General features: G+C 69.6%; 11 protein-coding genes and 1 tRNA gene. 4 read left to right on the top strand and 8 right to left on the bottom strand.

From position 1 onward, the window contains the following. Positions 1-23 precede the first annotated feature (23 nt). A complete protein-coding gene (locus ACLBX9_RS20180) occupies positions 24-1343 on the top strand; it encodes a polyhydroxyalkanoate depolymerase (RefSeq protein WP_447720205.1) in 1320 nt (439 codons plus the stop codon). A 267-nt stretch (positions 1344-1610) separates the two neighbouring features. On the opposite strand, the gene ACLBX9_RS20175 is transcribed toward ACLBX9_RS20180, so the two are convergent. From ACLBX9_RS20175 to leuC, 3 genes are all read right to left on the bottom strand, one after another. After that, positions 1611-2405, bottom strand: coding sequence for a histidine kinase (locus tag ACLBX9_RS20175; RefSeq protein WP_447720204.1), 795 nt, complete (start codon positions 2403-2405; stop codon positions 1611-1613). 715 nt (positions 2406-3120) lie between these two features. Further along, a tRNA-Leu gene (locus ACLBX9_RS20170) sits at positions 3121-3205 on the bottom strand. A gap of 67 nt (positions 3206-3272) precedes the next feature. Continuing rightward, positions 3273-4685, bottom strand: a complete 1413-nt coding sequence (gene leuC, locus ACLBX9_RS20165; RefSeq protein ID WP_447720203.1) for a 3-isopropylmalate dehydratase large subunit — start codon at positions 4683-4685, stop codon at positions 3273-3275. Positions 4686-4946: 261 nt separating this feature from the next. On the opposite strand from leuC, the gene ACLBX9_RS20160 reads away from it, so the two are divergent. Both ACLBX9_RS20160 and ACLBX9_RS20155 read left to right on the top strand, forming a co-directional pair. Then, the gene (locus ACLBX9_RS20160) at positions 4947-5918 is read left to right on the top strand and encodes a 2-hydroxyacid dehydrogenase (RefSeq protein WP_447720202.1); all 972 of its coding nucleotides are present in this window, start codon (positions 4947-4949) and stop codon (positions 5916-5918) included. Beyond that, a complete protein-coding gene (locus tag ACLBX9_RS20155) occupies positions 5915-6805 on the top strand; it encodes an AprI/Inh family metalloprotease inhibitor (protein ID WP_447720201.1) in 891 nt (296 codons plus the stop codon). The genes ACLBX9_RS20160 and ACLBX9_RS20155 overlap by 4 nt, the downstream gene beginning before the upstream one ends. Positions 6806-6888: 83 nt before the next feature. Here ACLBX9_RS20155 and ACLBX9_RS20150 read toward each other — a convergent pair whose 3' ends face one another. From ACLBX9_RS20150 to ACLBX9_RS20135, 4 genes are all read right to left on the bottom strand, one after another. Continuing rightward, positions 6889-7503: a cytochrome b gene (locus tag ACLBX9_RS20150; RefSeq protein WP_447720200.1), complete on the bottom strand. Its 615-nt coding sequence runs from the start codon at positions 7501-7503 to the stop codon at positions 6889-6891. 68 nt (positions 7504-7571) lie between these two features. Further along, positions 7572-8144 (bottom strand): NAD(P)H-dependent oxidoreductase, encoded by a 573-nt coding sequence (locus ACLBX9_RS20145; RefSeq protein ID WP_010685888.1) that lies wholly within the window; start codon positions 8142-8144, stop codon positions 7572-7574. A 163-nt stretch (positions 8145-8307) separates the two neighbouring features. Beyond that, the gene (locus tag ACLBX9_RS20140) at positions 8308-8967 is read right to left on the bottom strand and encodes a class I SAM-dependent methyltransferase (RefSeq protein ID WP_447720199.1); all 660 of its coding nucleotides are present in this window, start codon (positions 8965-8967) and stop codon (positions 8308-8310) included. 2 nt (positions 8968-8969) lie between these two features. After that, positions 8970-10127 (bottom strand): glycosyltransferase family 4 protein, encoded by a 1158-nt coding sequence (locus ACLBX9_RS20135; RefSeq protein ID WP_010685890.1) that lies wholly within the window; start codon positions 10125-10127, stop codon positions 8970-8972. A 136-nt stretch (positions 10128-10263) separates the two neighbouring features. Between ACLBX9_RS20135 and ACLBX9_RS20130 the strand changes: the two genes are divergently transcribed. Next, positions 10264-11538 carry a DNA topoisomerase IB gene (locus ACLBX9_RS20130; protein ID WP_447720198.1) on the top strand — a complete coding sequence of 425 codons (1275 nt, stop codon included), beginning with the start codon at positions 10264-10266 and terminating at the stop codon, positions 11536-11538. 40 nt (positions 11539-11578) lie between these two features. Here the strand turns inward: ACLBX9_RS20130 and ACLBX9_RS20125 are convergent, their stop codons facing one another. Then, the gene (locus tag ACLBX9_RS20125) at positions 11579-12265 is read right to left on the bottom strand and encodes a response regulator transcription factor (protein ID WP_447720197.1); all 687 of its coding nucleotides are present in this window, start codon (positions 12263-12265) and stop codon (positions 11579-11581) included. Positions 12266-12311 lie beyond the last annotated feature (46 nt).

Below are 12311 nucleotides of genomic sequence, written 5' to 3'. Positions count from 1 at the left end.
AGGCCGCCAGAGGACACATCCGCATGCTGTACCTGATGCGCGACGCCTACGATCAGATGCTCTCGCCCATGCGCGTGGCCGCCGAGGTGGCCCGGACGGCGTGCGAAAATCCGTTCAGCCCTCTCTCTTACGCACCCACGAGTCGCGCCATCGCCGCCGGCTGTGAGCTGTTCGAGCGTGCCACACGCACTTACGCCAAGCCGGCCTTCAACCTTCAGGTCGCCGAGCGGGTGGTGTGGGAGCGACCATTTTGCCGCGTCGTTGCCTTCGGCGAACCGTCGGACAAACCGAAGCTCCTGGTGGTGGCCCCGCTGTCCGGTCATTACGCCACCCTGCTCCGTGGCACGGTCGCGGCCTTCCTCGACACGCATCAGGTGTTCATCACCGACTGGGCCGACGCCAAGAAGGTGCCGCTCTCGGCCGGCCGCTTCGATCTCGACGACTACATCGATTACTGCATCGACCTGTTCACGGAACTCGGCCCGGACCTGCACGTGGCGGCGGTATGTCAGCCCTCCGTTCCGGTCTTGGCGGCGATCGCCCGCATGGAGGCGGAAAACCATCCACTCGTTCCGCGTTCCGCCGTGCTGATCGGTGGCCCGATCGATACGCGCCGCTCGCCGACGGCCGTGAACCGCCTGCCGCAGGAGCGGAGCATCGGCTGGTTCGAGCGCCATTGCATCCACGAGGTGCCGTGGACGCATCAGGGCCACGGCCGCGACGTCTATCCGGGATTTCTCCAGCTGGCCGGCTTCATCAGCATGAACCTGGACCGGCATCAGACGGCCCACTGGGACATGTTCAACCACCTCGTCGAGGGTGACGGCGACTCCGCGGCCAAGCACCGGGAGTTTTACGACGAGTACCTGGCCGTGATGGATTTGCCCGCGGAGTACTATCTCCAGACGGTCGAGACGGTGTTCATCGAGCACCGCCTGCCCAAGGGTGAGATGCGCCATCGCGGCGCGCTCGTCGACCTGAACGCGATCCGTCGCTGCGCGCTGATGGCGATCGAGGGCGAGAAGGACGACATCACCGGCATCGGCCAGACGCGCGCCGCGCTCGACCTGACGCTGAACCTGCCCGACAGCAAGAAGGCCTATCACCTCCAGATGGGCGCCGGCCATTACGGCGTCTTCAACGGCTCCCGCTTCCGGGCCGAGATCGTGCCGAAGATCGTCGCGTTCATGGAGGCACACGGAGGGGCGTTGGAGGCTGCGCCGGCGATCACGCTGCCGAGCACCCTGCTGCCTGAGGCCGACATCGTGCCGGACGTTCCGGCAGCCCTCATCGCCGACAGCGCTCTTGCGGCCCGCGCGCTCGGATCCGAGCTGCACGCGTAGCTCTGTCCGGCGGACGCGCCGACGCCCTGGACTCGCCCGGAGCCTTTTGCAACGCTCTATCGAGTGGGTATCGCCGGTCCCGGTCTGGCGCGACCCGCCACCTCGTCCAAGCGGGGGTGGGTGAGGGAGGTGACGGGACCTGATCGGGCATGCTGACGCGACGCGCTCACGGCGCGCGCCTTTGGCACCGGCGAAGCCGACGCTTCCGTTTGAACGAGTTCGGGCACGCTTCCGGCAGGCGCTCCTCCGGAGTGTTCCGCCGGGCGCTCAGTGAATCGTGCCGCCTCCCTGCGAAGCACGTCGCGGCCGTCGCGGGGTGTCGGTCGATTGATGGCCGATGAACGGCCTCGCCTGCCGCTGGAGCCATTCAGCGCGTCTGACCAAGACCTCGCGCTGCCTCTGCCGTTTCTGCTCGAGCTGGCAGAGGATCCGATCCCGCTTCGCCACCGGATCGGACCAACCCTCGAGGCGCTCGCAATCGCTCTGGAAGCCGAACTCGACATCCGCCAGGGCCGCCAGGGTGGCCTGGAGCATCCCCGTCAGATCATCGAGCCCGAGATCTGCTCCGCGCGTGCCGGACATCGCATCGGACAAGGGATCGGCCGCAGGATCGGCCGAGGCACCGGTCTGACCCAACCAGTTCAGCCGCGTGATCCTCAGGAGCACATTGGACGCCGCGACGAGGGTGCCGGACGCGTCGCGCAGGGGTGTGGGATACGGCATGAAGGGAATGCGTGTCCCGTCCGGCCGCTCCAGCAGGGCCTGGACGCCGCGTACGGGTACGCCCTGGCGGATCGTCTCGGCCATGGGGCATCGATCGAAGGGAAGCAGGGCGCCGTCCATCGTGAAGATGCGCCAGCAGCCGCACCAGCGCGTCTTCCCGAGCTCGGGATGATAGCCCCACAGATCAGCTGCCGCTTCGTTGTAGTAGGTCAGCCAGCCATCGGCGTCCGTCGTGTAGACGGGCGACGTGAAATCCTTGAAAACGTCCGCACAGGCCGGTTCGAGGTTCCAATCGCGTACAGGGCCGACAAATTCGAAGTCGTCGTCGTCCGGAAACATGCCGCTCTCCCTCGACGGACGGGCGAGGAAATGCCCGTCAAAGCATTCCGGTCGCCCCCCTCTGTCGCGGGTGCCTGGAGCCGCGGCGACCTTTCGGCAGCCTCGGCTCGTCAAGGACGCAGGACGCGTCGCACTCCAGATCGTCCAACGCTACGGAATTGTGCCTCGAAGCTTCCGGGGGCGGTCGCTCCGCGGCGCCATGACCGACTCAGGCCGGTCTGGGCTCTCCCGCATCGTCTTGTACGGACATCACTCTGTCGCACAGGACGGACATTCGTTCAAGGGCGATCGAGAAGTTTATTGCAGTAGAAGGAGTATATTCTTTGTCTAACCACCTGCGTGCGTGTTGCGATTGCTGGTCACATGGATTTGAATTTTTTGCCGAGCAGCTGGATTAAGATCAGATCGCCTGTAAAAGCTTTCCGGATGGGAAAGCCGTTCGCCATGAGCTCACCGGCCGGCGGCCCGGCTTTCAGGCTCTGCGATGGTCCGATCGGGGCGCTGGAGGTGCGTATCCAAGTCGCCGGCTGAAGGAGACCAAGACACGGATCGGTCGCGCCCGAGAAAAGCGTCGGTGAAGGCGAAGCCCCACGCTATGAAAGACGGGATCGATACCTGCTGCCAAGCCGGCGCGGGCTGTACAATTCAATCGATACTGAATGGAGTATTGAGGCTGCCGTGAGCCTCTCAGGTTTTCGCGACTCCACCTTATCGGTGGTGCCCAGGAAAGGACTCGAACCTTCACCTCTCGCGAGACTGGTACCTGAAACCAGCGCGTCTACCAATTCCGCCACCTGGGCTCGCCGTCGGCCATCGGCCGGCGACGGCTCCGTTTAGGCAACGGAGCCGTCGCCGTCAATCGGGATTTCAGCCGCGCGGCCATTCCCGGATGTCGACGAAGCGTCCGGCCACCGCGGCGGCCGCCGCCATCGCCGGCGAGACCAGATGCGTGCGCCCCCGCGGACCCTGGCGGCCCTCGAAGTTACGGTTCGACGTGGAGGCGCAGCGCTCGCCCGGCCGCAGCTTGTCGGGGTTCATGCCCAAGCACATCGAGCAACCCGGCTCGCGCCAGTCGAAGCCCGCTGCCTTGAGGATCTTGTCGAGGCCTTCAGCCTCCGCCTGCGCCTTCACGAGGCCCGAGCCCGGGACGATCATGGCGGAGACGCCCTCGTGCACCTTGCGGTCGCCAACCACACGCGCGACCTCGCGCAAATCCTCGATGCGGCCGTTGGTACAGGAGCCGATGAAGATCCGGTCGAGGGTGATGTCGGTGATCCTCGTGCCCGGCGTCAGGCCCATATAGGCCAGCGCCTTCTCCTTCGACTGGCGCTTGTTCTCGTCGGCGATCTCCGCCGGGTCCGGCACGCGACCCTGGATCGAGATCACGTCCTCGGGGCTCGTCCCCCAGCTGACCAGCGGCGGCAGGTTGGCGGCGTCGAGGCGCACCTCACGGTTGAAATGCGCGCCCTCGTCGGTGACGAGGCTCTCCCAGTAGCGCCGGGCCGCATCGAAGGCCGCACCCTTCGGCGCCTTCGGGCGGTCCTGCACATACGCGAAGGTGGTCGCATCGGGGGCGACCATACCGGCGCGGGCACCGCCCTCGATCGACATGTTGCAGATCGTCATCCGGCCTTCCATCGAGAGGCCGCGGATCGCCTCGCCGGCATACTCGATGACGTGGCCGGTGCCGCCGGCTGTCCCGATCTCGCCGATGATCGCCAGGATGATGTCCTTCGCGGTCACCCCCGCCGGCAGCGTGCCGTCGACGGTCACGCGCATGTTCCGGGCCTTGCGCTGCACGAGCGTCTGGGTGGCCAGGACGTGCTCGACCTCGGAGGTGCCGATGCCATGCGCGAGCGCCCCGAAGGCACCGTGCGTCGAGGTGTGCGAGTCGCCGCACACGATCGTCTGGCCCGGCAGCGTGAAGCCTTGCTCGGGCCCGATGATGTGAACGATGCCCTGGCGGACATCAAGGGCGTCGTAGAACTCGATGCCGAAGTCGCGCACGTTCTCGGCGAGCGCCTCGAGCTGGGTGCGGCTCTCGGGGTCGTCGATACCCTGGCTGCGGTCGGAGGTCTGGACGTTGTGGTCGACCACCGCCAGCGTCTTCTCCGGGTGACGCACCTTGCGGCCCGCCGCCCGCAGCCCCTCGAAGGCCTGCGGGCTCGTCACTTCGTGAACGAGGTGACGGTCGATGTAGAGAAGGCTGGAGCCGTCCGGCTGGACATCGACGACGTGGTCGTCCCAGATCTTGTCGTAGAGGGTGCGCGGGCTGGTCATCGGTTTTCGTCTTCAGATGATGCGTCGGTTCTGGCGCTCGCGGGTGATGCGTGGTCCTTAGTAGGCATCGCGCGCGGTTTTCGAAAGAGGCCAGGTCTGTCGCGGTCGGATGGCCGCCCGGCGCCCGTGGACGGATGTCACGCGGACGGGTCGGTCAGGGTGGCGCCGCCCCCGTCCCAGGCCCTATGCCGGGCGCGGGATCCGGTTGCGCAGGCGGCGGATCGACGATGGCCGGCCGACGGCCTCACAAGGGAGTGATTGATGCCTGACGCGGCGGCCGACATCCTGTTCCTGCGGAAGATGCACCCGCTGGTCGAGACAGCTCTGGACGGACGGCACACCGTCCACCGCCTCGCGGACGCTTCTGACCCAGAGGCGATGCTGGACGCGGTCGGACCGCGCATCCGCGGGCTCTGCGTCGGCGGGCAGGTCGGCATCGACGGCGCGCTGATGGACCGGCTGCCGAACCTGGAGGTCATCGCCAATTTCGGTGTCGGCTACGACGCCGTCGACGCCGTCGAGGCCCATCGGCGGGGCATCGTCGTCACCAACACGCCGGACGTGCTTACGGACGAGGTCGCCGATCTCGCCATCGGCCTCGTGCTCGCCACGCTCCGGCGCCTGCCCCAGGCCGACCGCTACCTGCGCGCGGGTCACTGGCCGAAGGCGCCGTTCCCGCTCACGGCGTCCCTGCGCGGGCGGCGGGTTGGCATCCTCGGCCTCGGCCGGATCGGGCGGGCCATCGCCAAGCGGCTGGAAAGCTTCGGCGTCGAGATCGCCTATCACGGTCGACGCCGGCAGACGGACGTGCCCTTTGCCTACTACGACAGCCTGATCGGCCTCGCACAAGCCGTCCATGTGCTGATCGTGGTGGCCCCGGGCGGCTCCGACACCCGCGGTCTCGTCGACAAGGCCGTGCTGGAGGCCCTCGGCCCCGAAGGTATCTTGGTCAATGTCGCCCGCGGCAGCCTCGTGGACGAGGCGGCCCTCACCGAAGCGCTGAAGGCGGGCTCGATCCTCGGTGCCGGCCTCGACGTGTTCGAGAACGAGCCGCACGTGCCGTCCGACCTCGCGGCCCTCGACAACACGGTGCTGCTGCCGCACGTCGGCTCGGCCTCCGAGCATACCCGCGCGGCCATGGCCCAACTCGTCGTCGACAACGTGATCTCGTGGTTCGAGGGTCGGGGCCCGTTGACGCCCGTCGGCGAGACGCCCTGGAAGCCGAAGGCGTGAGATCCGCCGGACCTGCCTTCCTGATACTCCTGGCACTGGTGTCCCGGCCGGCGGCGGCGCAGGATATGCCGGCGGCGCAGGACGCGCCGGCGGCGAACCCCGAGCCGGCGACGCCGGCCGCGGATTCGCCCGCCGCGGATACGCCCGCCGCGGCGTCGGCGCCGCCGAGCCTTCCCGAGAAGATCGGCCAGGTGCCCGGAACCTGGGATCTGTCCCGCGACGGCACCAACCGCCGCTGTGTGATGACCCTCGTGCTGGACAACGGCGATGCCGGACGGAAGCTGCGCTTCCCGGCCGGCTGCCGCCGCGCCCTGCCGGTGCTCAACGGTGTCGCGGGATGGCTCTTCGTCGACGGCGTCGTGCGGCTGGTCGATCGCAACGTCCGCCCGATCCTCGACTTCACGCGACGGCCGGATCAACGCAGCCTCGTCGCGTCCTCCGAGGGCGGTGAGCGCTACAGCCTCGTGCCCCTCGACATCGTGGCGATGCGCCCCGGCGGGCCGTCCGAGGCCGAGGCCGCCGCACCGGAAGGAACGCCGCCCTCCCCGCTTCAGGCCGCGGCGCCCGTCCCGGCCGAATTGCAGCCCGCGACGGCGGCCGCGGCCGATCCCGGGCCCAGGCCGGGCGTCTACGCCCTCGATCGCTTCCAGGAGCGCGACACCTGTCGCATCGCCCTCGATGGGACCGGCGGCGGCGTGCGGATCGTCCCGGGTTGCCACGATGGCGGCCTCGAGGTGTTCGATCCCGTCCGGTGGCGCTTCGCCAACGGTCGCATGACCCTGACGGCGAAGCGCGGCCACAGCATCGATCTCGTGCCGAGCGGCGACGGGCGCTGGCGGCGCGACCCGGAGGTCGGCACCACCTTCGTGCTGCGCCGCGTCGAGTGACGTCGCGCAGGCCGGCGTCGGCCAAGCCAGCGCAGGCCTGCCGGCGCCCGCGGACGGTCGCAGGTTTTCGTCGCGGAAATGGCTCAGCGCGTGGCGCCGCGCCCGTCCTGCACCGGGAGCATCCGCTCCAGCAAACCGTCGCGGCGGATCAGGAGGTGCCACACGGTGCCGGCGATGTGCAGGAGCACCAGGGCATAGACGGCCCACTGCCCCGCGACGTGGACCGACTCCGCCACCTTCTGGGCGGCTTCGTCCTTCTGCAGCCCCGGGACGGTGAACAGCCAGAAATACGGCGTGTCGCGGCCGGAGAGCGCGCTCAGCAGATAGCCGCTGATCGGCATGATCAGGAAGATCGCGTAGAGCAACCAATGATTGATGCGGCCGATCAGCGTCAGGAGCCGCGGGGCCTGCGGGTCCGGGGGCGCGGGACGAATCATGCGCCAGACGATCCGCAGGACGACGATCGCCAGGATCGTCAGGCCCACCGACTTGTGAAGCACGAACATGCTCCCCTTGGCCGGCGTCGGCGGGAGGCTGATCGCCACCCAGGCCAGCGGCAGGATGGCCAGCACCAGCGCCGCGGTCAGCCAGTGCAGGACCTGCGACACCGGGTGGTAGCGGGGCAGGCCGGAGGCCGTGACGTATGTGGCCGGCTGCGGCGTGATCGTTTTGCCGGCCGTAATCGGAGAACCTGACATGATCCCTCGCGGATGAGCGTGGTCCGCCTGGGATCTAGGGCCCGCATCGGCACGGGGGGAGTATCCCGTCAGACGTCGGCGGTCCGCTTCACGTCGAGCAGGGCCGCGAGTTCCGTCGCCGCTGCGCCGAGCCGGGTCGCCACGGTGCCGTTGACGACGCGACCATCCACGAGATCGTCGGACCCGGCATAGACCGAAGTCGGCGCCACATGGGCCGCGAAGAAGCCGAAGAGCGGCCGAAGCCCATGCTCGACCACGAGGGCGTGGCGCAGGCCGCCGCCGGTGGCGGTGATCGCCACCGGCATGCCGGCCATCCGCGCCGGCTCGACGAAGTCGAAGACGTGCTTGAACAGGCCGGCATAGCCGCCCTGGTAGACCGGGGTGCCGACGATCAGCGCGTCCGCGCCCTCGATCGCCTCGATCAGGCCCGCCGCCGCCGGGGGCAGGTCATCGCGCTGGGTCACGCCCAGCCCGGGTCCGGCGTCGATCAGATCGTAGACCGTGAGATCGATCCGGCGCAGGCGTTCGAGCTCCGCCCCCAGCGCTTCGACTAGGACGCGGGTGCGCGAAGGCCGCTTGGCGCTTCCGGAGAAGGCGACGACGCGGGCAAGCCTCGGCTTGATGTTCGACTCGATACTCACCGGGAACCCTTCCGCTGCGAGACGCCCCGAGACGGGACCGCGCACAAGTCAGCCGCGTACCGCACACGCGCCTGGAGCCAAGTATTGGTAGCGCATTCCTCGGCCGGGTGAACACTCGGTGCATCCGAGTGCTGCGGCCGTATGGTTAGTTGTCGGCGGATTTTCATGCGCGCAGTCTCCAGACGTGGCTGCGCTTGATCTCGGAATCCTCCAGGGACCGCGAGACGGGCACCGCGTAGGTCGCCAGGCATTCGAGCCGCTCCCGCGGGAGGTATGTGCGGCCCGGATCCCCGATCAGCACCATCGTGCCCCGCGCCTGCAGGCTCGTGAGCCAGGCAGTGACGGCCTGGGCGAGGTCACGCTCGTAAAACACGTCGGCCGCCAGGACCAAGTCGGCCTCCGGCTGCTCCCGGAGCAGGTCGTGGGCAACCGGCTCGATCAGCCCTGCGACGCCGTTGGCGGCGGCGTTCAGGCCGATCGCCGCGACGGCGAAAGGATCGAGGTCGCTGGCGGTCACGTGCCGCGCCCCGGCGCGGGCGGCCGCGATCGCCACCAGACCGGAGCCGGAGGCGAAATCCACCGTCGCCGCGCCCGCCGCGGCCTCCGGATGATCGAGGACGTAGCGGGCGAGCGCCTGTCCGCCGGCCCAGGCGAAGGCCCAGAACGGCGGCGGGAGCCCGATCTCCTGAAGCTCCTCCTCGGTCTTCTGCCACAGGGCCGTTGCCTCGTCGCCCACGTGGAGCCGGATCTCCGGAGCGTGCGGGACCGGCAGCAGGCGGGTGTGGGCGCGGATGAAGCCGGCCGGATCGTCGGGCGCGCGCATGGTCAGGCCTCCAGCAGGTCGCGCCAGAGGGCGCGGACGCTGTCGGTCACCGCGAGCTCCGTGAAGCCGCCGGTCTCGATCCGCGCGCGCGCCGCTGCCCCGAAGCCGGCGACATGTGCGGGATCGCCGCTCAGCCGCACCAGGGCGCTCGCCAGGGCCGGTGCATCCCCCGGCGGGACGAGAAGACCCTCGACGCCGTCGCGCACGAGGCTGCGGCAGCCCGGAACGTCGGACGCGACCAACGCCCGGCCGCAGGCGGCCGCTTCCAGCAGCGTGCGCGGCAGCCCCTCCCCGCCCCGGGACGGGAGGCAGGCCACATGGTGGGCCGCCCAGACCGCGGGTATGTCGGCCGTCGGCCCGTGCCAGGTCACGCCGTCGCGGCTCCAATCCCTCAACGTCGCCTCGGCGATCACGCGCCGGTTCGACGGGTCGGGTGCACCGTACAGGGCGAGTTCCACGGGTGCGCCCTGCGAACGGGCGAGGCGGACCGCCTCGACGGCCACGTCGATCCCCTTGGACCACAGCATGCGGGCCACCACGGCCACGCGCAGGGGGGGCATCGGCGGAAGGGGTGTGGGCGCGAAGGCCGCGGGATCGACTCCGGCCCCGCCCACGACGGTGACCGACTGCTCCAACGGGTCGAGGCCGAGCGCGCGGGCGTCGTCCGGGTTCTCGAACAGGAAGCGCGTGCGGCGAGAGGCCAGGGGCCCGCGGATCAGGGCCCGCAGGGCGAGGCGGGTCGCGCGCCCAACCCGGTCGCTCCGCGCCCCGACGAGACCGAGGCCCGTCAGCGCGTAGACACGCGCGGGGATCCCCGCCATGGCCGCCGCCGTGCCGCCGACCAGGATGCCGCGCAGGGCGATGCAGTGCACGACGTCGGCCTGAAGCGCCTTCAGGATCGCGGCGAGCTGCCCGGCCGCGTAGCCGGCGGCCATCGGGTTAAGGCTCGCCCGTTCCGCCTCCAGCGGCACGACCCGCGCGCCCGTCGCCTCGATGGCCGCGCGATGCGCGCGCACGCGGGTGACGACCGACACGGAGAGGCCCATGCCGACGGCGGCCCGCGCCATCGGCAGGAAATGCGAGGCGAAGAACCAGTCCTCGGTCACCACGAAGACCAGACGGCGCATCGGGCGGGGCGGGTTTTCAGGCGCGGGATCCATGGAAGCCCTCTAGCACGCGGGAGTGGCTCGTCCTGCGACCGATGCGCAGGCCCGGAACGGCGTCGCGGGCGGCCGGTTGAACAAGGCCTTCCCGCCGGGCCCGGTCGCCCGGCGGCGTGCACGGAAGGGGGGTTCCATGGCGGGTGTCGAGACGGCGGAGAGCGGCGGAAACCTTCGGGCTGCCGCGGAGGAGGCCGGGCTCGTCTACGTCGATGACGGCCGTCCCGGCCTGACGCGCAAGCGCAGCGGCACCGGCTTCCGCTACCTCGACGCCAAGGGCGCCCCGGTGCGCGACAAGGCGGTGCTGGCCCGTATCCGGTCGCTCGCCGTGCCGCCGGCCTACACGGATGTCTGGATCTGCCCCCGCGGCAACGGCCACATCCAGGCGACCGGTCGGGATGCCAAGGGCCGGAAGCAGTACCGCTATCACCCGGACTTCCGGGAGGCCCGGGAGGCCAACAAGTTCTCGCGGATCATGGCCTTCGCGAATGCCCTGCCGGGCATCCGCCAGCGCGTCGACGCCGACATGAGGGGAAAGGGCCTCACCCGCGAGAAGGTGCTGGCCACGGTCGTCCACCTTCTCGAGACCACGCTGATCCGCGTCGGAAACGACGATTACGCCCGCACCAACAAGAGCTACGGCCTGACCACCCTGCGCGATCCGCACGTCCGGATCGAAGGTGCGGCGCTGTCCTTCCGCTTCAAGGGCAAGAGCGGCAAGACCTGGGACGTGTCGCTCAAGGATCGGCGCGTGGCGAGGATCGTGAAGGCCTGCCAGGACCTGCCCGGCCAAGAGCTGTTCCAGTACATCGACCAGGACGGCACCCAGCGCGACGTCACGTCCTCGGACGTGAACGCCTATCTGCGCGAGATCACCGGCGAGGAGTTCACCGCCAAGGACTTCCGGACCTGGGCCGGGACGGTGCTGGCGGCACTGGCGCTGCGCGAGTTCGAGAGCTTCGACAGCGAGGCGGGTGCCAAGCGCAACATTCGCACCGCCATCGAGAGCGTGGCGGGCCGGCTCGGCAATACGCCGACCATCTGCCGCAAATGCTACATCCATCCCGAGGTCCTCGACTGCTATCTGGAGGGCGGCCTGCTCCTTCAGGTGAAGGATGCGGTGGAATCGGAATTGAGTGCGGACCTCTCCGATCTTCGCCCCGAGGAGGCTGCGGTTCTCGGCCTGCTCCAGGCCCGTCTGGCTGCCGCCGGGCACGCGGCCCGGAACGGACAGCCGGTCAAGCCAGCCACTGCGCGCGGCCGGGGTTCCAAGGCACCGCCCGGCAAGGCGTCGCCCAAAAGCAAGGCGCAAGGCACGGCGAAGCCGGCGGCCGGATCTCAAGGGTCGGCCTCCGCCAAGGGACGGCGTCCGCCGAAGGCCCGCGCCGAGACACGGGTCGGCGCAGCTTGAGGATGGAGCGGCCCACCGGGGGGGCGGCCCGAGGTCCCGGTCAATGCCGGGACTGGCCGTCGGTATTCGATCTGCGGCTGTCGGTGCCGCGCCGGACCTGATCGCCGTTGTCAACGACGGGCGCCAGGCCGAGCTGTCGGGCGAGCGAGACCAGATCCTTGAGGCGGCCCGTCTGGGTCTTGCGGCGCAGGTTGAGCCGGTGGGTCTCGACGGTGCGCACGCTCAGCGCCAGCCGCCGGGCGACCTCCTTGTTGCTGAAGCCGGAGCTGAGGAAGCGCAGCACCTCGGCCTCGCGGGGCGTGAGGCCCAGGCTGTCGGCCGCCTCGCTCGCCGCCGCATCGGGCTGCTCCGGCGGTGTCAGGCAGTCCGAGCCCTCCGCGAGCGCCAGCAGCGCGGCGCCGAGTTCCCGGGGCGACTTCGAGCGCGCCACGAACGCGTCGACGCCCGCAGCCAGCAGCGCGCGCAGGTCATCCGCCGCGAGCGCGCCGAAGGCCACCAGCGTGCGCAGGTTGGGCTGACGCTCCTTCAGGCCGACGATGCGGGCGATCCCGTCGGCAAGCCGGATCTCGTCGAGGAAGATCAGCGCGACGGTCGTGTCGGTGTTCGCCCGATCCAGATCCGCCTCGCCGATCGTGTGGAGCTCGGGCATGTGCTCCAGTGTCGCGCGAACAGTCGCGCTCAGGTCCTGCGGTTCATCAAGGATCAGGACGCCAACGGCCGTACTCATGACCTCGCACCTCTCTCTCCCGGCTTGATACAAATGGCCGGGCTCG

It is taken from the genome of Methylobacterium sp. A49B (assembly GCF_053346215.1).
This window is presented reverse-complemented; position numbering and strand designations above follow the sequence as displayed.

Coding starts and splice junctions, on each gene's coding strand:
- ACLBX9_RS20180 (WP_447720205.1), top strand. CDS start 24: ATGCTGTACCTGATGCGCGACGCCTACGATCAGATGCTCTCGCCCATG.
- ACLBX9_RS20175 (WP_447720204.1), bottom strand. CDS start 2,405: ATGTTTCCGGACGACGACGACTTCGAATTTGTCGGCCCTGTACGCGAT.
- leuC (WP_447720203.1), bottom strand. CDS start 4,685: ATGACCAGCCCGCGCACCCTCTACGACAAGATCTGGGACGACCACGTC.
- ACLBX9_RS20160 (WP_447720202.1), top strand. CDS start 4,947: ATGCCTGACGCGGCGGCCGACATCCTGTTCCTGCGGAAGATGCACCCG.
- ACLBX9_RS20150 (WP_447720200.1), bottom strand. CDS start 7,503: ATGTCAGGTTCTCCGATTACGGCCGGCAAAACGATCACGCCGCAGCCG.
- ACLBX9_RS20140 (WP_447720199.1), bottom strand. CDS start 8,967: ATGCGCGCGCCCGACGATCCGGCCGGCTTCATCCGCGCCCACACCCGC.
- ACLBX9_RS20135 (WP_010685890.1), bottom strand. CDS start 10,127: ATGGATCCCGCGCCTGAAAACCCGCCCCGCCCGATGCGCCGTCTGGTC.
- ACLBX9_RS20130 (WP_447720198.1), top strand. CDS start 10,264: ATGGCGGGTGTCGAGACGGCGGAGAGCGGCGGAAACCTTCGGGCTGCC.
- ACLBX9_RS20125 (WP_447720197.1), bottom strand. CDS start 12,265: ATGAGTACGGCCGTTGGCGTCCTGATCCTTGATGAACCGCAGGACCTG.